This window comes from Pseudarthrobacter sp. fls2-241-R2A-168, from assembly GCF_030209335.1.
Lineage (GTDB): Bacteria > Actinomycetota > Actinomycetes > Actinomycetales > Micrococcaceae > Arthrobacter.
Genome location: NZ_JARVSG010000003.1, coordinates 235,553 through 253,741, shown reverse-complemented (window position 1 = coordinate 253,741; position 18,189 = coordinate 235,553). Strand labels below are relative to the sequence as shown.

At 67.2% G+C, this 18,189-nt stretch carries 19 protein-coding genes; 7 read left to right on the top strand and 12 right to left on the bottom strand.

Going from position 1 to position 18,189, the window contains the following annotated elements; all coding sequences use genetic code 11:
• Nucleotides 1-50 precede the first annotated feature (50 nt).
• Nucleotides 51-587 (top strand): TetR/AcrR family transcriptional regulator, encoded by a 537-nt coding sequence (locus QRN11_RS01790; RefSeq protein WP_285249627.1) that lies wholly within the window; start codon nucleotides 51-53, stop codon nucleotides 585-587.
• Here QRN11_RS01790 and QRN11_RS01785 read toward each other — a convergent pair.
• From QRN11_RS01785 to QRN11_RS01775, 3 genes are all read right to left on the bottom strand, one after another.
• Nucleotides 584-1,774, bottom strand: coding sequence for a 4-hydroxybenzoate 3-monooxygenase (locus QRN11_RS01785; protein WP_285249626.1), 1,191 nt, complete (start codon nucleotides 1,772-1,774; stop codon nucleotides 584-586). The two genes, QRN11_RS01790 and QRN11_RS01785, sit on opposite strands and share 4 nt — an antisense overlap.
• A 116-nt stretch (nucleotides 1,775-1,890) precedes the next feature.
• Nucleotides 1,891-2,634: an IclR family transcriptional regulator gene (locus QRN11_RS01780; protein WP_285249625.1), complete on the bottom strand. Its 744-nt coding sequence runs from the start codon at nucleotides 2,632-2,634 to the stop codon at nucleotides 1,891-1,893.
• A 37-nt stretch (nucleotides 2,635-2,671) separates the two neighbouring features.
• On the bottom strand, nucleotides 2,672-3,775 hold the full coding sequence (locus QRN11_RS01775; protein ID WP_285249624.1) for an FUSC family protein: 1,104 nt from the start codon (nucleotides 3,773-3,775) through the stop codon (nucleotides 2,672-2,674).
• Between the two features lie 161 nt (nucleotides 3,776-3,936).
• Here QRN11_RS01775 and QRN11_RS01770 point away from each other — a divergent pair, with 161 nt between their 5' ends.
• From QRN11_RS01770 to QRN11_RS01745, 6 genes are all read left to right on the top strand, one after another.
• A complete protein-coding gene (locus tag QRN11_RS01770) occupies nucleotides 3,937-4,773 on the top strand; it encodes an ACT domain-containing protein (RefSeq protein ID WP_285249623.1) in 837 nt (278 codons plus the stop codon).
• A 328-nt stretch (nucleotides 4,774-5,101) separates the two neighbouring features.
• Nucleotides 5,102-6,463: an MFS transporter gene (locus QRN11_RS01765; protein ID WP_285249622.1), complete on the top strand. Its 1,362-nt coding sequence runs from the start codon at nucleotides 5,102-5,104 to the stop codon at nucleotides 6,461-6,463.
• An 80-nt stretch (nucleotides 6,464-6,543) separates the two neighbouring features.
• Complete coding sequence (locus tag QRN11_RS01760) at nucleotides 6,544-7,224, top strand: GntR family transcriptional regulator (protein WP_285249621.1); 681 nt, start codon at nucleotides 6,544-6,546, stop codon at nucleotides 7,222-7,224.
• Nucleotides 7,224-8,009 carry an aspartate/glutamate racemase family protein gene (locus tag QRN11_RS01755; protein ID WP_285249620.1) on the top strand — a complete coding sequence of 262 codons (786 nt, stop codon included), beginning with the start codon at nucleotides 7,224-7,226 and terminating at the stop codon, nucleotides 8,007-8,009. Before QRN11_RS01760 ends, QRN11_RS01755 begins: the two co-directional genes overlap by 1 nt.
• Nucleotides 8,010-8,042: 33 nt before the next feature.
• Nucleotides 8,043-9,467 (top strand): amidohydrolase family protein, encoded by a 1,425-nt coding sequence (locus QRN11_RS01750; protein ID WP_285249619.1) that lies wholly within the window; start codon nucleotides 8,043-8,045, stop codon nucleotides 9,465-9,467.
• Nucleotides 9,468-9,475: 8 nt separating this feature from the next.
• Nucleotides 9,476-10,219, top strand: coding sequence for a maleate cis-trans isomerase family protein (locus QRN11_RS01745; protein ID WP_285249618.1), 744 nt, complete (start codon nucleotides 9,476-9,478; stop codon nucleotides 10,217-10,219).
• Between the two features lie 24 nt (nucleotides 10,220-10,243).
• Here the strand turns inward: QRN11_RS01745 and QRN11_RS01740 are convergent, their stop codons facing one another.
• From QRN11_RS01740 to QRN11_RS01700, 9 genes are all read right to left on the bottom strand, one after another.
• On the bottom strand, nucleotides 10,244-11,161 hold the full coding sequence (locus QRN11_RS01740; RefSeq protein ID WP_091419508.1) for a diacylglycerol/lipid kinase family protein: 918 nt from the start codon (nucleotides 11,159-11,161) through the stop codon (nucleotides 10,244-10,246).
• Nucleotides 11,162-11,244: 83 nt separating this feature from the next.
• Nucleotides 11,245-12,618, bottom strand: a complete 1,374-nt coding sequence (locus QRN11_RS01735) for an NAD(P)(+) transhydrogenase (Re/Si-specific) subunit beta (protein ID WP_285249617.1) — start codon at nucleotides 12,616-12,618, stop codon at nucleotides 11,245-11,247.
• Nucleotides 12,615-12,935, bottom strand: coding sequence for an NAD(P) transhydrogenase subunit alpha part 2 (locus QRN11_RS01730; RefSeq protein ID WP_142057375.1), 321 nt, complete (start codon nucleotides 12,933-12,935; stop codon nucleotides 12,615-12,617). Before QRN11_RS01730 ends, QRN11_RS01735 begins: the two co-directional genes overlap by 4 nt.
• A complete protein-coding gene (locus QRN11_RS01725; protein ID WP_285249616.1) occupies nucleotides 12,935-14,104 on the bottom strand; it encodes a Re/Si-specific NAD(P)(+) transhydrogenase subunit alpha in 1,170 nt (389 codons plus the stop codon). Before QRN11_RS01725 ends, QRN11_RS01730 begins: the two co-directional genes overlap by 1 nt.
• 163 nt (nucleotides 14,105-14,267) lie before the next feature.
• Nucleotides 14,268-14,594 carry an MmcQ/YjbR family DNA-binding protein gene (locus QRN11_RS01720; protein WP_285249615.1) on the bottom strand — a complete coding sequence of 109 codons (327 nt, stop codon included), beginning with the start codon at nucleotides 14,592-14,594 and terminating at the stop codon, nucleotides 14,268-14,270.
• A gap of 120 nt (nucleotides 14,595-14,714) precedes the next feature.
• On the bottom strand, nucleotides 14,715-15,527 hold the full coding sequence (locus tag QRN11_RS01715; RefSeq protein ID WP_285249614.1) for an IclR family transcriptional regulator domain-containing protein: 813 nt from the start codon (nucleotides 15,525-15,527) through the stop codon (nucleotides 14,715-14,717).
• Nucleotides 15,528-15,549: 22 nt separating this feature from the next.
• On the bottom strand, nucleotides 15,550-16,233 hold the full coding sequence (locus QRN11_RS01710; protein WP_285249613.1) for a 3-oxoacid CoA-transferase subunit B: 684 nt from the start codon (nucleotides 16,231-16,233) through the stop codon (nucleotides 15,550-15,552).
• A 1-nt stretch (nucleotide 16,234) separates the two neighbouring features.
• Nucleotides 16,235-16,933: a 3-oxoacid CoA-transferase subunit A gene (locus QRN11_RS01705; protein WP_285249612.1), complete on the bottom strand. Its 699-nt coding sequence runs from the start codon at nucleotides 16,931-16,933 to the stop codon at nucleotides 16,235-16,237.
• 5 nt (nucleotides 16,934-16,938) lie between these two features.
• The gene (locus QRN11_RS01700) at nucleotides 16,939-18,156 is read right to left on the bottom strand and encodes a thiolase family protein (protein ID WP_091419500.1); all 1,218 of its coding nucleotides are present in this window, start codon (nucleotides 18,154-18,156) and stop codon (nucleotides 16,939-16,941) included.
• Nucleotides 18,157-18,189 lie beyond the last annotated feature (33 nt).

Genomic DNA, 18,189 nt, shown 5'->3' with positions numbered 1-18,189 from the left:
CGATTTTACTACTTTTGTAGTGAACCGGAAGAGGCAATTACACTGAGCGCATGCCTGACCGCCGGACCCAACTGCTGGACGCTGCCCTTATGGTGGTGGCCGCCAAGGGAATGAAGGGCCTCACGCACCGGGCGGTGGACGCGGCAGCGAACCTGACGGAAGGCACCACGTCCAACTACTACCGGAGCCGCGCCGCCCTCGTTGAAGCGGTTCTGGACCGCCTGGAGCAGCTGGACGCGGCACTCCTCCAGGACCAGGGGCCGGCCGGTCCCCCGCAGAATATAGAGGAGCTGGCAGGTCAACTGTCCGCCCTGGTGACCGCCCTGGCCGGCCAGCACGCAGGCCTCACCCGCGCCCGGCTGGCGCTCTCGCTGGACAAGCCCGGGTCGGTAACGGCCGGGCACTTCCGGCTGGTGGGCGGCCTGGAGCAGGCCATCGCCGCGCTGGGGATAGCCGACGCACCGGCCCGTGCCCGGGACGTGGCTGATTACGGTGACGGCGTGCTGCTCCATCTGCTCACCGTCAGGCGCGATGAGCAGCCCGACACTGCAGCCATCGCTGCAGCAGTCCGGCGGCTGCTGGGTTAGCTCGCGCCGGGCCAGCCGGTGTAGGCCTCGGCGAGGTAGGCCATGCCGTGCCGGGAAGTCACCACAGAGTGGAGTTCACCCAGTTGCCGGGCGCGGGAGAAGTCGTCGGCGCCGGCGGGGGTGTGCAGCATGGTGGTCATCCAGTAGGAGAACTGCTGGGCCTTCCATACGCGCTCCAGCGCGCGGTCGCTATAGGTCTCCAGCAGCCGGTCCGAGCCGGAGTTGTAGTGGCTGTCCAGCCCTTCCAAGAGCACCTTGACGTCATGGATGGCCAGGTTCAGGCCCTTGGCCCCGGTGGGCGGAACGGTGTGCGCGGCGTCCCCTGCAAGGAACAGGTTGCCGTGCCGCATGGGCGTGTGGACGAAGCTGCGGAACGGCAGCACCATCTTCTCGATGACCGGCCCCTCCTTCAGCTCAAAGCCGTTGCCGTTGACCCGGCTGCGGAACTCGGCCCAGATCCGGTCGTCATCCCACTCCGCCACGTTCTCCTTGGGATCGCACTGGAAGTACATCCGCTGCACCGTCTCGGTGCGCTGGCTGATCAGGGCGAAGCCGTTGTCCGAGTTGGCATAGATCAGCTCATCCGAGCTGCGCGGCGCTTCGGCGAGGATCCCGAACCAGGCGAAGGGGTACTCGTGGAAGTACCACTTGCGGTGCGCCTCCGGAATCTGGAACCGGCAGTGGCTGCGGGAACCGTCCGCGCCCACCAGGAAGTCCGCCTGGATCTCGAACTCCACGCCGTCGGCGTCGGTGAACCAGACCTTGGGTTTGCCCTCAAGATCGTGGACGGAAGTGTCCGTGACGCTGTAGCGGACGTCGCCGCCGTCGTCCTTCCTGCGTGCGGCGAGGTCCAGGAAGACGTCCGTCTGCGGGTACAGCCACACGGATTCGCCCACGAGGTCCTTGAAGTCCACGCGGTGGCTCTCGCCGTTGAAACGCAGTTCGATGCCGTCGTGCCGGTCGCCCTGGCGCAGCACCCGGTCCGAGACTCCGCTGTCCACCAGCAGGTTGACGGTGCCGTGTTCCAGGATGCCGGCGCGGACGGTGTGGGCGATGTCCTCGTGGCTGCGGACTTCGATGACCGTGGACTCGATGCCCGATTTCGCCAGCAGGTGGGAGAGCATCAGCCCGGCGGGCCCGGCTCCCATGATGGCCACCTGGGTGGTGATGGTCTTGCGTGCTGGCATGGCGTGTCTCGCTTCGTTGCGGGGCTCCGCAGGGGCGGTGCCGGGCTGGTGGGTCTGGCAATCAGTGTGCGCCACCGATGGTGATTCCCGACACGGAAATTCCGTTGAATGGTCCGCTAGGAGTCAGCCAGCTGGCGGGCGATGCCGCGGGCAGCTGTCTGCAGCGCTGGCACCAGGGCCTGCAGGCGCATCTCGCGCAAAGGAACCACGACGCCGAGCGATGCCACCGCACGTTGCTTGCGGTTGAACACGGGGACAGCAATCCCCCACGTGTCCGGATCCACCACACCTTTCAGTTGGGCGAAGCCCTGATGGGCCGTTTCGGCCAGCAGGGTCCGGACGTCCTCCTTGATGAGCTTCCCGTCGGGATCAACGAACTGGTCCAGGTATTCGGCTTGGAGCGACCTGTCCTGGTGGGCCATCAATGCCAGCCCCGCGGACGAGATATGGACCGGCATCCGGCCCGCCACCTGGGCGCGGTTGGCCACCGAACCGCGCCGGGACAGCCGCTCCACAAAAAGCGCCTCCCAGCCGTCCAGCACCGCCAGGTTCACGTTCTGGTTCAGGACGTGCTGGATGTCCTCCATAAACGGCATCGCGACCTGGCGCAGCGCCAGCGCCGGGGACGTCCGGTTCACGAGCTCCCAGAGGCGGAGTCCCGGCTGGACCGTACCGCCGGGGCCGGTATCGAGCAGTCCGTGTCCGGCGAGTTGGCGGACCAGGCGGTGGGTGGTGGTCAGTGGCAGCCCGGCGCGTTCGGCGAGTTCGGAGAGCTGGAGCGCGCCCACATCCTGCGGAAACGCGGCGATCAGGCGGACAATCCGGTCCACCACGGAGTCGCCGGAAGGGGAATTGGCCACCGCGCACCCCGTTTCCGTTCAATGGACTGCTTCCAGCCTACCCCTGCCGCGCCGGCGGGGACTGGGCCACCTTGCCGGGACCCGTCGTCGTACGTTCCCGTAAGCGGCGCCAGGCGTCTGGTGCCAGCACTACGGCAATGCCGACGGCGGCCCCGATCACCGTCTCGATGATGCGGTCCCGGAGCAGGATGTCGGGCGGGGACGGCACCACCAGGAGGGTGGAAATGAGGGCAAGGGGCGTCACGAAGAGTTGGGCGAGCAGGTACTGGCGGATGATGAACATTTCGGCCCCGAACTGGCACAGGGCCATCACCAGCACGGTCTGCCAGGGCTCCAGGTGCAGCAGCACAATCCCGGCCAGGATTACGAGTCCAAGGATGGTGCCGATGATCCTTTGGATGCCGCGGCGGACGCGGTGCCGGGTGGTGTGCCCCACCAGCGGCACCACGGCAGCGACCATGGCCCAGTAATTGTGCCCGAACCCCAGCAGCTCCCCCGCCCAGGTGGCCAGGGAGCCGGCGAGTCCGGCGGCGATGAGGTAGCCCAGGCCCTCCAGCCAGGCCGCGCGTTTCTCGTTGGGCGTGCGACGGACGCGCCGGGGCCGGACCCACGGGGTCCGGTGGCTGGGCAGGACCCTGGCAGAGAAGCCGATCAGCAGGCAGAACGCAGAGGTGAGCACGGCCACCAGCATGGCCTGCCACAGCGGCGGTTGGTTGGGAATGGAGGCGATGGCCGCAAACGCGAAGATATGGAACAGCGAGCCCGCGGGACGGATCCGCCACCAGGAGATGATCAGGGAACAGGCGCCGGCCACGAGGGTGGTGGCGGGAACCAGGAGCCAGGCCGTGCCGGCGCTGTCGAGGTTGAGGGCTGTTGCAGTCCGGGCCGCGAGCGTGGCCAGCAGGATGACGGCCAGCATCAGCAGACCGGCGCGCAACTGAAGTGCGAAGCGTGTGCCGTGGGGCTCGCCGCGGCCGTAGATGCCGGTGAAGGCGCCGAAGGACGCGAAGATGGCCAGGTCCAGCCGCCCCAGGAACACCAGCGTGAGGAGCGGAACGAAGACTCCCACGGCGCACCGGAGCGCGGGGTGGTGGTCCTTGTTGCCGGGACCAATAGTGAACATCTCGGCGAGCAGCTTCAAGGGGCGGCGCCTTCCTGCGGGGCGGGTGGATTTCTATCGGGCGGCCGCGCTGACGTTCCTGCTAAATCCTACGGCGCAGCCCTCCGCAGCCGGATATGGCGTTCCCATGAATGGAACCATGGGGCAACACCACCGAAACAGCCCCGGCCGATGCTTGAGACATGAAGCCTCCCGCACGGAACACGCCCGCGGCCGAATTGAGCTGCGAAGTCTGCGGCATGATGCCCGAACCTCCCAAAGCGCGGCTGACCCTGGCCAACGTGGCCGTGATGCTGCCCATCGAACTCCTGGTGCACGCCCTGGTGGTGGAAACCCACCTGCCGTACGTGGCCAAGGTGTTGGTACTCACCCTCACTGCCACGGTGCTGGTGATCTGGGTGGCCGAACCGTCGGCAGCCCGGATCCTGCGCGGGTGGCTGCATGCTCCGGCGTTGCGCCACCGGCGGAAGCTGGGAGCGGCCCCGGCACTCTGGCGGGCGCGGACCGTCCTGCGCGATGAGCCGGGGTCCCTGCAAAAGCTGACCCGGGCATTGGCGAGGACCGGGACCAATATCCTCAGCATCCACGTTCACCCCGTGGCCGGAGGCGTGCTGGACGAGTTTGTCCTTTCGGCTCCCGGGCACCTGGGTGAACGCGAACTCCTGGACGCCCTGCACGACGGCGGCGGCACCCGCTCGCACGTCTGGCCCACCACCGCCCTGGCCATGGCCGACGGGCAGACCAAGGCCCTCAGCCTCGCCGCGCGGATCGCCGACGCACCGGACGAGCTCCCCCTGGCGGTGGCCGAGCTCCTCCAAGCCAGGATCCTTACCCCTGCAGATTCGGTGCTGGAGAAGCACGACGCCGGGACCCTCCTGAAGATCCCCACCGCCTGGCATGGCCCCATCACCTTCGTCCGGCCCGGGGAACCGTTCACGCCGGCAGAGTCCGCCCGCGCCCACCGGCTCGCAGAGCTCGCCGAAATCCTCGCGCACCGGCGCGCCGGCTCTTCCCGGTAGCCGCCCGCCCAACTAAGTAGCGCTAAGTGTCGTTTTCGAGCTTCATAACGACACTTGGCGCTACCTGGTTGGGATTTGGGGCAGTCACAATCCGTATTTAGCGGGGCCTCCACCCGCAGAATGCGAAAACCCTTGACAGTGGCGCGCGTCACTCCTACCTTTGATTTTGGGATCCCAAATTGGGATCCCAAAAGAGATCATCCGTCCGGCGCTCCGGATCGCCGTACTGATCCTGTCTTACTCTCTGCGGGCCTTTCACCTTGCCATCCCGGTCCGCATACACGATTCGTACCTTCCTATCCGTAAACTTCCCCGTGAAGGAGAAGCTGTGTCCATCCCCAACACTGAAACAACGCCGGCAGCTGCCGAAGGCACCACCGGCAACCCATCAAGCGAACCCGGCAAGGACGGCGTGCAACGGCGCACTGCCGTCCGCTGGAAGCTCTTCCTGCTGCTGCTGGTCCTGGTTGCGGTTAATTACATTGACCGCGGCTCGATTTCCGTTGCGCTCCCGATCATCCAGAAGGAGTTCAATCTCGCTCCTGAACTGGTGGGCCTCCTGCTCTCGGCCTTCTTCTGGACCTACGCCGTGATGCAGATCCCGGTGGGCTTGCTGATCGACAAGTTCGGGCCCCGCAAAGTCATGACCGCCTCCTGCATCGGCTGGGGCGCCGCCACCGCCGCCTCAGGCATGGCCGGCGGATTCCTCAGCATGTTCATCGCCCGGATGGGCATTGGAGTCACCGAAGCCGGTGTAATGCCTGCCGGCGGCAAACTCAACGCCATCTGGATGCACAAGTCCGAACGCGGGCGCGGCGCCACCATCCTGGACGCCGGTGCGCCACTCGGCGCCGGGCTGGGCGGCATCATCATTGCAGCCCTGATCGCCTCCACCGGCAGCTGGCGCTGGTCCTTCGTCATCGCCGGTGCCGCCACCGTGCTGATGGGCCTGGCCGTCTGGTGGTACGTCCGCGACAACCCCCGCGAGCACCGCGGCGTCAACGAGGCCGAAGCCGCCTACATCGAGGCCTCGCACGCGGCCGAGGACGCCGAGGCAAAGCTGGACGGCGGTCAGGGCAAGCGCGCACTGCTCCCCTACCTCAAGTTCCGTTCCTTCTGGGCGATGTGCTTGGGCTGGCTGGGATTCAACGGCGTCTTCTACGGCCTGCTGACCTGGGGCCCGCTCTACCTGGCCCAGGCCAAGGGCTTTGACCTGAAGACCATCGGCTGGTCCACCTTCGTCATCTTCGGTGCAGGCTTCGTCGGCGAAATCATCGGCGGCACCATCGCCGACAAATGGCGGGCAGCCGGCGCCTCGGCCAACCTCGTCATGCGCACGCTCCTGGGCATCTCCAGCGCCGTGGTCATCGGGGGCCTTGTGGGCGTCACGGTTGTTGCAGACCCCACCACCGCCGTCGTACTGCTCTCCCTGGTGATGTTCTTCCTGCGCTGGGTTGGCCTGTTCTGGAGCATCCCCTCCATCCTGGGCGGGCGCACCAACGCCGGCGTGCTGGGCGGCGCCATGAACTTCAGCGGCAACATTTCCGGCTTCGTCACACCCATCGCCGTCGGACTCATTGTTGGCGCCACGGGCTCCTACACCTGGGCGCTGCTGTACTTCGTGGGATCCGCAATCATCATGGGCGCCTCCGTCCTGACCCTGAATTACAACAAGCGGCTTCCTGTCTAAGCTGGCCATCTGAGGCAATACGCAATCCGCGCCCCCGCTGCCGGGAGCCGTGTCATACCAAGAATCGAAAATGGAGCATCATGCTGACCGCAGAAGAGACCCAGGACAAGGACCGCCCCCTTCGCGAGACTGTCCGGGACACCCTCCGCACCCGGATTTTTGAAGGACACTACGCTCCCGGCACCCGGCTGGTGGAACGCGACCTCGCAGCAGAATTCTCCGTATCCCGGCTGCCGGTCCGTGAAGCGTTGCGCATGCTCCGCCAGGAAGGCCTCATCAGCGACCGCGGGGCACGCGGAGCGGAAGTCAGTTCATTGAGCCCCAAGGATGTGGAAGACCTCTTCGACGTCCGCCAGTCCCTGGAAGTCCTGGCGTGCCGGCTTGCAGCACAACGGGCCACCCAGAAGGACCTCGCCTACCTGTTGGGACTCCTGGACAGCGCCGAAGGCTACCTGGCCAAAGGGGCCGTCATGGAGGCGCACCGGGCCAACAGTGAATTCCACGATGCCATCACCGGCATCGCGGACAACAATTTCCTCAAGTCGGCCCTGGAGCCCCTTCAGGGCCGGATGCACTGGTTGTTCCGCCATGTCAGCGACCTGCCCGAACTTATCCACGAACACCGCGAGCTGTACGCGGCAATCGCCAGCGGAGACCCGGACCGGGCTGCAGCACAATCCGCGTCCCATATCGGCAAGTACCGCGAGCAGTTTCCCGAGGACTTCCAGAAAACCGAACCCCAACTCCACCGGAAGAAATAATGCGACTCCTGGTCATCAACCCCAACATCAGCGACGATGTCACCGCCCTGATCGAATCCGAGGCCCTCCGCTCGGCTGCGGCCGGCACCGAACTGCTGGTGCGTACCGCAGGCCACGGCGTGGAGTACATCGAGACGCGCTTTGAATCCCTCCTTGCCGCCGGCGCCGTGGCTGAAATCATCGCGGAGCACACCCGCCCGGGAGCCGAGCCCGTGGACGCGGTTGTGGTGGCAGCCTTCGGCGACCCCGGCATGCCCGCGCTCAAGGAACTGGCTGACGTGCCCGTCGTCGGCATCACCGAAGCTGCCCTGTGCGCTGCCGCCCTGCAGGGCCACCGCTTCTCCATCATTGCCATCTCGGACCGGATCAAACCCTGGTACCGCGACTGCGTGGAGCGGTTCGGCCTGGCCGGAAGGCTGGCCTCCATCAGGTCCATCAACGAATCCCTCAACAGCATCGGCTCGGTCCAGCAGGACTTCAAGGAAACCCTCCTGGCACTGAGCCGGCAGGCCGTCGCGGAGGACGGAGCCGACGTCGTTATCCTCGCCGGAGCCCCGCTCGCGGGACTCGCCCGGGAACTCGCAGGGCAAATCCCCGTGCCTGTGGTGGACGGGATCTCCGCCGGCATCCGGATGGCCGAGGCGGTGGCAGGGCTCCAGGCCGGACCGCACCGCGCCGGCGCCTTCGCTCCGCCGCCCGTCAAGGGCCGCAAGGGACTGAGCGAAAACCTGGACGCCGCCCTTGCCGCCCGCCAGCACGCCGTCCATCCGGCACCAACCGCCTAACCCCAACGCCTCATTTCGAGAAAGAGGACACCGATGTCCCGCCAGCCAGACCTCGTCATTGCCAACGCCACCGTAGTCAACAGCTCCGGCCGCCGGAACGCCCACATCCTGGTGCAGGACGGCCTCATCACCCAACTCCTCGACGCTACCGAAGCCGTGCCGGCCGCTGCACGGACCATCGACGCCGCCGGCCGCCTGGTGATTCCCGGCGGAGTGGATGGCCACTGCCACGTAGCCCAGGTAACGGGCCGGTTCCGCACCCTGGACGACTACCGCACCACCTCCACCGCGGCCCTGTGGGGCGGCACCACCACCATCATCGACTTCGGCATCCCCCGCGACGCCCAGGAAACACCCCTTGCCGCCGTCTTGCACAAGAAGGAACTGGCCACCGAATCCAGGTGCGATGTGGCCCTCCATGGGGCTGTCATCAGCTGGGACGAAACAGTGCCGTGGCAGCTGGAGCAGCTCGCCGCCGAGGGGGTGCGTTCGGTGAAGATGTACACCACCAACCGCGGCACAACCATGGCGGACGGGGACACTATCCTGAAAGTCATGCGGGAGATGGTCCGCCTGGACGGGCTGACCTACATCCATGCCGAGCACGATCCGATCATTGCGGACTGCACCGAGCAGCACGCCCAGGACGGACGTATCGGCATCACGCACCTGCACCGGACCCGGCCCGAACTCGCCGAGGAAATTTCGGTCAAGGAAACACTGGCGATGGCTGAGTACACCGGTGCCCCCGTCTACTTCGTCCACCAGTCAACACCGGGTGCCGTGGACCTGGTGGCGGAGGCACGTGCCCGGGGCCTGGATGCTTTCTCGGAAACCTGCCCGCACTACGTCACGCTGGATGACTCCGTCTACGGCTCGGCCTTCCCGGAGTGGTTCGCCTGCTGCCCGCCCATGCGCGACGCCACAACGGTGGCCGCACTCAAGGAGCGGCTTGCCTCGGGGGCCATCCACACGATGTCCTCGGACCACTCCTGCTACGACCTGTCCCAGAAGCGCGAGCGCACCGACGATGTGCGGGCTATGCCGCACGGCCTGCCCGGTGTGGAGACCCGGATGCCTGTCACGTTTACGGCGATGACCTCCGCCGGCGCCTCAGTGGAGGACTTCGTTGAAGCGTTCTCCGCTGCCCCGGCACGGATTAATGCTGTTCCGGGCAAGGGACGCATTGCCGAAGGATTCGACGCCGACCTGGTGGTCTTCGACCCCACAGAAGAACGTGTGGTGGACGGCACCGCCCTGCACATGGGAACGGATTTCTCGCCCTTTGACGGGAAGGCCCTGACCGGCTGGCCCGCCGTCGTTGTTTCCAACGGCCGGGTGGTGCTGGATGCCGAAGGTTTCCACGACCCCGGCGCCGCCGGCCGCTTCATCCCCCGCAACGGCTTCCGCCAGCACCAGGCCACTCCCGCCGTCCCCGCCCACGCCGCAGCCCTCTAGGAGTCCCCATGCCCTCAACTACGCGCCCCATCCGCATCGGCATGATCGTGCCGTCCTCCAATACCTGCCTTGAGCCCCAGACCTACCGGATCCTGGGCTCCCGCACCGACGTTACGGTCCATTTCACCCGGATCCCCGTCACCCGCATCGCCCTGGATGATTCCTCCGATCGGCAGTTCGACCCCGCGGTGATGCGCGAGGCTGCCCGGCTCCTGGCGACGGCGGATGTGGACGTTATTGCCTGGAACGGCACCTCCGGCTCCTGGCTGGGATCAGCCCACGACGAGGAACTCGTACGTGAAATCACCGACGCCACCGGCATCCCCGCTACCACCTCCACCCTGGCGTACCTCGAGGCATTCCGGTCCTTCGGCACCGAGCGGATCGGCCTGTTCACGCCATACACGGAGGACGTCAACCACCGGGTCATCGCCGCCTACGAGCAGGAAGGGATCAAAACCGTGGACCACCGTGCCCTGGGCTTGAGCGACAACGAATCCTTCGCGCGCGTGACCGACGACGAGATGCTCCCGGGCTCACGGGAGCTGGCGGCGGCTGCGCCGGATGCCCTGGTGTATCTGTGCACCAACCTCTACGGCGCCAACATCGCCGCCGGCATCGAGGAAAGCACCGGGGTGCCCGTGCTGGATTCGGTGGCCGTGACGCTGTGGCATGCCCTCAAGCTTTCCGGGGCACCGCTGCTGGACCCGCGGTGGGGGAAACTGCTGGCCCAGCTACCGCCGCAGGGTTAGAGCCGCAGCGTTACATCCGCAGCGTTACATCCGCAGGGTCAGGGCGGACGGCTCCATGGTCATCAGGACGTGTTTGCCCTTGCCCTCGTGGTCGCCGTCGAGCTGGTAGTCGTCGTTGTGTTCCAGGGTAACTTCCACGGTTTTGCCCTGGAAATACTCCACCGCCGTGTCCTTGCCGCGGCCCTTGCCGATCATCCCGGCAAGCACTGAGAGCCAGCCCAGCTTTCCGTGGTGGGGCGCCAGGACGGCAACGTCCAGCAGCCCGTCATCGACCTTGGCGTCCGGAAAGATCTCCAGCCCGCCCTGCACCTTGCCGCAGTTGCCCACCATCACGCTGCGGACGCCGCGGTGCACCACGGTTTGGCCGTCAATCACGATGGTTGCCTTGACCGGCTTGCCGGGCAGGTTCCGGATGCCCGCATCCACGTAGGCCAGCCACCCCACCTTGTCCTTGAGGTCCTCGTTGGTGTCGGCCATGATGGTGGCGTCATACCCCACTCCGGCCATCACCAGGAAGAGCTGCTCCTTGTCCGGATCGCTCCGGCGGGCCCGGACGACGTCGATCTTCCGCTCGGTGCCGATGAGCGCACCGGCCATGGCGCCGTCGTAGTCCGTGACATCCATGCCGAGGTTGCGGGCCAGGAGGTTTCCCGTGCCGAGGGGAAGCAGGCCCATCGGGGTGTCTCCGCCGGACAGGACCTCCGCCACGCACCGGACTGTCCCGTCGCCGCCGGCGGCAATCACGATGTCCGCGCCCTGGGCGAGCGCTTCCTTGGCCTGCCCGACGCCGGGATCCTCCTTGGTGGTTTCGAACCAGAGGGTTTCGCCCCAGCCGTTCTCCACGCAGTGCTTGGCCACCAGGCCGCGCACGTCGATGTCCACCGGCTTGGCAGGATTGATGATGATGGCTGCGCGGCTGGGGGCAGTGGAATTGGCAGTCATGGCGTCCTCTGGTGGCGGATGGAAAGGCTACTTCTCAAAGAAGAGTAACCCGCCGGGCGGGAGGTGCGGTGCAGCACGGCAGGCTACAGCGTTTTCACTGCGCCAAGGACCTGAGCCAGGGAGTCCTTGGCGTCACCGAAGAGCAGGGACGTCTGTGGCTGGTAGAGCAGATCGTTCTCGATCCCGGCGAAACCGGGCCGCATGGACCGCTTCAGGAACACCACCTGCCGGGCATCCGCCACCTCGAGGATGGGCATGCCGTAGATGGGCGACCCGGAGGACGTCTTGGCCGCGGGGTTTACGACGTCATTGGCACCCACCACCAGCGCCACGTCCGCCGTTTTGAACTCCGGATTGATCTCGCCCATCTCCTTGAGCGATTCATAGGGCACGTTGGCCTCGGCCAGGAGCACGTTCATGTGCCCGGGCATCCGGCCGGCCACCGGGTGGATGGCGAAGTCGACCTCAATGCCGCGCGCCTCCAGCGCCAGGGCCAGTTCGGCCGCGGTGTGCTGGCCCTGCGCGACGGCCAGGCCGTACCCGGGAACGATAATCACACGCTGCGCGTAGCCAAGCAACACGGCCACGTCCTCGGCGCTGGAGGACCTCACGGGACGCTCGCTCACGGCGGTGGATCCCGCCGTCGAACCTCCCCTGAAGGCGCCGAACAGGATGCCCGCGACGCTGCGGCCCATGGCGGCGGCCATGGCGCGGGTGAGGATGGTACCGGAGGCGCCCACCAGGGTGCCCGCCACCACCAGCAGCACGTTCCCAAGGACCAGCCCCGAGGCCGCGACGGCCAGGCCGGTGAAGGCGTTCAGCAGCGAGATAACGATCGGGACGTCGGCGCCGCCCACCGGAAGCACCAGAAGAACCCCGGCGGCGAGTCCCAGCACCAGCAGCAGCACCGCGAGCGCGGATGAACCGGTGAGGATGACAGCGACGCCGGCCGCCACCGCCGCGATGAGCACCGCCGTCATGACTGCCGGCAGGCCCGGGAACACCACCGGACGGGTGGTCATCAGCTCCTGCAGCTTGGCAAAGGTAACGCCGGAGCCGGCGAAGGAAACTGCACCGACCAGGAGGGTGAAGACGATGGCCAGGCGCACCCAGGGATCGTCCGCGTGGCTCAGCTCCAGGAGCGCCACGAGGGCCGCGGCGCCGCCGCCCACCCCGTTGAACAGCGCCACCAGCTGCGGCATCTGGGTCATTTTCACGCGCCGCGCCACCGGCGCCGCCACTGCCGCGCCCACGGCTATGGCGGCGAGGATCCAGGGGATGTTCTCCAGCCGGGAGGACAGGAAAACAGCGACGACGGCGATCAGGGCTCCCAGCGCCCCGATCAGGTTTCCGCGGCGGGCGGTGCGCGGGGAGCTGAGGCCGCGCAGGGCCAGGATGAAGCAGACGGCCGCGGCCAGGTAGAGCAGCGAGGACCAGACGGGATCGAGGAGGGTCACTTGCCGCCAACCTTCCCCGCTGCAGCCTTTGTGCCGGCTTCCTTTCGGGCGTGGAACATATGCAGCATCCGGTCGGTCACCACAAATCCGCCCACCAGGTTGGCTGTGGCCAGGACGACGGCGAGCAGGGCTACCGCGAGCACCCACGGGTCCGCTGCCTGGCCGGCCACGATGATGGCCCCCACCAGGATGATCCCGTGGATGGCGTTTGCGCCGGACATCAGCGGCGTGTGCAGGGTGCTGGACACCTTGGAGACCACTTCGAAGCCAACAAACACCGCCAGGACAGTGATGGTCAACAGGCTGATCCCGTCCATCAGAGCACCCCTTCCCGCCGGCTGCCGGCTCTGGCCGCGAGCAGTTCGGCGGTGGGCTGGTGCCGCACCGCGCCGTCGTGTGCCAGGCAGGCTCCGGCGAGTACTTCGTCGTCGAAGTCCAATGCCAAAGCGCCGTCCTTGATCACCAGGGCCAGCAGGTTGGCCACGTTTTTGGCATAAAGACGGGATGCGTCGGAGGCCATCGCCGACGGGGCATCCTTCAGGCCCACCAGGGTGACATGGCCGGAGCCGTCCGCGGTGGGGACCGGAATGTCCTGGCCGGGGACAACACCCTCCACGTTGCCGCCGGACTCGGCGGCGAGGTCAACAACCACCGACCCGGGGCGCATGCCCTGCACCATCTCGGTGGTGACCAGCAGTGGTGCGCGCCTGCCGGGGACGGCCGCCGTCGTAATGAGCACGTCCGCCTGCGCCACATGCGGGGCGAGCAACTGCCGCTGCCGCGTGCCGGCGTCTGAGCTGAGCTGGCGTGCATAGCCGCCGGCAGCCTCCGCGGTTTCGAGGTCCAGCCGGATGAAAGTGCCGCCCATCGAGGCCACTTCATCTGCGGAAGCGGGGCGGATGTCGTTGGCGAAGACGCGGGCGCCGAGCCGTTTTGCCGTACCGATGGCCTGCAGGCCGGCCACTCCGGCGCCCAGGACCAGGACCCGTGCCGGCGGCACGGTCCCGGCTGCGGTCATGTACAGCGGAAAGAACCGGGGCAGCCGGATGGCGGCTTCCAGCACGCAGCGGTACCCGGCGACGAGCGCCTGGGAACTGAGGGCATCCATGGACTGGGCGCGGGAGATGCGGGGCACCAGTTCGAGGGCAAAGGCTGTGACGCCGGCGTCCGCGAGGGCCTCCACCGTCGGGAGTTCGGACGACGGCGACCCGAGCCCCGCCGTGACCGCTCCCCTTTTCAGGGACCTCACGGTGTTCGGGTCAAGGGGGCGGACATGGGCCAGGACATCCAGCTGCGCCAGGTCCAGCTCCGGGACCACCTGCGCTCCGGCCTGGTTGTACGCCGTGTCCGCGTGGCCGGCGGCGTCACCCGCGCCCGCCTCGACCAGCACGTCCACGCCCAGCGCCACCAACTGCTTGACCGACTCGGGTGTGGCGGCCACCCGCCGTTCACCCTCCCGGCGTTCCCGCGGTATGCCCAGTTTCACCCGCCGACTCCCATCGCTGCACGAGTGCTTCGCCGCCGCCCCTGTTTCCCCTGGTGGACCAGGGGCTTCGCGGAGCGGCGCTGCTGCACGTAGTTGGCTAGAGTCTATGGCCCGTACCCCTGTGGCGGGAGTGGTGCGGCCGGCTTGGGTGGCAAAGAGTTACTTAGTGGCTGCCCGGCTTCCCTCCCGCTTTCCCTCCCGCCAGGCGGTAGGAGTCCTCCAGCAGTTCCTTGAGCAGCTTCCCGTTGATCCGCTCGAGCCGGACCAGCACCAACTGGGGTGAGCGCTCATGATGGGGCGTCCAGAAGAAAATCTCCGGCTCGGTGCCGGCAAGGGCTTCACGTTCTTCTGTCTTGACCGTGAGGACTCCGGGTTCCCAGATCCTGGCCAGCAGGGTCTTGGCGAACCACGCCGGCTGGCCCCAACTGGGCCGCTCTGAGACCCCGGGCAGTGCCAGGGCAGCTTTTCTGACATCAGCTTCGGTAGCCATGGGCCACAGTCTGCGCTCTGTGTACCGGCCTGCGCAATGAGGCCGGGGTTCGGTGCGCAGGGGCAGTCCCTGCGGACCGAAAGGTTCGCTGGGTGCGCCCTCCCGCGGGCTAAGCCCCTGTTACCTCCGGGCAGTCAGGTCCGCGGAGACGAGTTTCGCCGTCGCCACGATTTCCCGGGCCACCGATGCCAGGTAGGCGTCGGGGTCCGGTTGGGCTGCGACAGTCTGGGCCTGCAGCGAGACGTTGACGGCAGCCACGACCTTTGGGCCGTCATACACGGGGGCCGCCACGGACATCAGGCCCAGTTCCAGTTCCTGGTCCAGCAGGCACCAGCCCTGGGCGCGGACCGTGTCCAGCACTGCGAGCAGCTCTTTGGCAGTGCCGATGGCCCGCGGTGTGAGCGGTTTGATCTCCGCGGCCGCCAGGTATGCCTTCAGGTCCGCGGGCGGCAGGCCGGCCAGGAGCACCCTGCCCATGGACGTGGCATAGGCCGGGAAGCGGGTGCCCACGGTGATGCCCACGTTCATGATCCGCCGCGTGGTTACGCGGGCGATATAGGCGATGTCCGTCCCGTCCAGCACCGCCGCGGACGTTGATTCACCAAGCTTCAGGGACAGCTCCTCCAAGTGCGGCTGCGCCAGCTGCGGCAGCGACAACCCGGACAGGTACGCATACCCGAGCTGGAGCACCTTGGCGGTGAGGGCGAAGGTTTTGCCGTCAGTCCGCACGTAGCCCAGCTCCACCAGGGTGTGCAGGAACCGCCGGGCCGTTGCCCGGGTCAGGTCCGTCCGGGCTGCCACTTCGGTGAGGGTCATGACCGGGTGGTCCGTATCAAACGCGCGGATCACGGCCAGCCCGCGGGCCAGCGACTGGACGTACTGGTCGCTGGCCTGCGGTGCAGCCGGGGTGTCTGTGCGGACGGCGTTGGTCATGGTTACCAATCCTAGGGTGGACTCAGGCAGCTCTGGCGGCCGTGAGCGGGACCGGCACCAGTTCCTGGAGTTCTTCGAAGGTGCAGCCGAAGGTTTCGCGGACGGTGACGCCGTCGGGGCCGGTGAGGAACACGGCTTTGTCGGTGTAGACGCGGGTGACGCAGCCGACGCCGGTGAGCGGGTAGGTGCAGGCGTCCACGATCTTGGAGGCGCCCTGTTTCGTCAGGAGCGTCATCATCACGAACACGTCCTTCGCCCCGGTGGCGAGGTCCATGGCACCGCCGACGGCGGGAATCGCCCCGGGCGCCCCGGTGTGCCAGTTCGCCAGGTCACCGGTAGCGGAGACCTGGAACGCGCCCAACACGCAGATGTCCAGGTGCCCGCCCCGCATCATCGCGAACGAATCAGCATGGTGGAAGTACGAGGCTCCCGGGAGTTCGGTGACCGGGATCTTGCCCGCGTTAATGAGGTCGCCGTCGATTTCGTCCCCTGTGGCCTCCGGGCCCATGCCGAGCATCCCGTTCTCCGTGTGGAGGGTGATGTCCTGGTCCTCGGTGAGGTAGTTGGAGACCAGGGTGGGCTGGCCGATGCCCAGGTTCACAAACGATCCCGGGGCGATGTCCTTGGCCACGAGGCGGGCCAGGTCATCCCGGCCCAGGGGCGTGGCGGAGGTCTGGATGGATGTTTCGTTGGACTGGACGGTCATCTCAGGCCACCTTTTCGCTCGTGCCGGCGGTGCTGTCGGAGGCCGCCACGCGGACAACCGTATTGACGTAGATACCGGGCGTGACCACGTTCTCCGGGTCAAGGGAACCCGTGGGAACGATCTCGGAGACCTGCACGATGGTCTGCTTCGCCGCGGCGGCCATGATGGGACCGAAGTTCCGGGCGGTCTTGCGGTAGACCAGGTTGCCCTTCCCGTCCGCCTTCAGGGCCTTGATCAGTGCAACGTCGGCGTGGATCGGTGTTTCGAACACCTGGCCGCGGCCGTCAATGATCCGGGTTTCCTTGCCCTCGGCCAGCATGGTCCCGTACCCGGTGGGGGTGAAGAACCCGCCGATGCCCGCTCCGGCGGCGCGGATGCGCTCGGCGAGGTTGCCCTGCGGGACGAGTTCGAGTTCGATCTCGCCGGCCTTGTACTTGGCATCAAAGTGCCAGGAATCGGACTGCCGCGGGAAGGAGCAGATCATCTTCTTCACCCGGCCTTCCTTGATCAGCAGGGCAAGGCCCTGGTCGCCCTGCCCGGCGTTGTTGTTCACCACGGTCAGGTCCCTGGCTCCGCATTCGAGCAGCGCGTCGATCAGTTCGAACGGCTGGCCGGCGTTGCCGAACCCGCCGATCATCACCGTGGAACCGTCCTTGATGCCGGCCACGGCATCGGCCACGGTGTCTACAAAATTCAGCATCTCTCTCAGCCCTTCACACCAGCAGTTACGTTTTCGAGCACCACGGCCAGGCCCTGGCCCACGCCGATGCAGATCGCGGCGACGCCCCAGCGCTCCCCGGAGGCCTGCAGGGACCGGGCCAGGGTGCCCAGGATCCGGGTGCCCGATGCACCCAGCGGGTGGCCCATCGCGATCGCCCCGCCGTGCCGGTTCACAATCGAGGCATCGATGTCCCAGGCATTGATGCAGGCCAGCGACTGCGCGGCGAACGCTTCGTTAAGTTCGACAGCGCCCACCTGGTCCCAGCCGATCCCCGCCTTCGCCAGCGCCTTGTTCGCCGCCTCAACCGGGGCGTAGCCGAAGTACTGCGGATCATTGCCGTGCGCGCCGCGCCCGGCAATACGGGCCAAGGGCTCGAGCCCGAGCAGCCCGGCGGCAGCCTCGGACCCCACCCAGGCCGCAGAGGCGCCGTCGGACAGCGGCGACGCGTTGCCGGCGGTGACCGTGCCGCCCACCTCCGCGCCCTCAGGCTCTGAACGGAACACCGTCTTCAGTGCCGCGAGCTTCTCCGCGGTGGAGCCGGGGCGGATGCCCTCGTCCCGGACCAGGTCAGTGCCCGGCACGGGGGCGACGAGGTTGTCGTAGAAGCCCTCGTCCCATGCCGCGGCGGACAGGTTGTGCGAGTTTGCGGCGAACTCATCCTGCGCCTGCCGGGTCACCCCGTACTTCTCGCGGAGCCGCTCGGTGGCCTCGCCCAGGGAAATGGTCCACTCCTTGGGCATCGCCTTGTTCACCAGGCGCCAGCCCAGAGTGGTGGAGGCCAGGGTCATGTCCCCGGCCGGGTACGGCTTCTCCGTCTTGGGCAGCACCCACGGCGCCCGGGACATCGACTCCGCCCCGCCTACAAGCACCACGTCCGCGTCCCCGGCGTTGATCTGGCGCGAGGCAATGATCGCAGCATCCAAAGAGGACCCGCACAGCCGGTTCACCGTGGTCCCCGGAATGGACACCGGCAGCCCGGCCAGCAGGGTGCCCATCCGGGCGATGTTGCGGTTTTCCTCGCCGGCGCCGTTGGCGTTGCCGAACACCACCTCATCAATCCGCTCCGGATCCAGCCCGGGGGCGCGCTTCACGGACTCCCTGATCACGTGCGCGGCAAGGTCGTCCGGGCGCACGGCGGCAAGGCCGGAACCGAACTTGCCGAACGGGGTGCGCACGGCATCGTACACAAAAGCCTGATTCATGATGCTCCTCTTAATTCTGTCTGTGGCCACCCA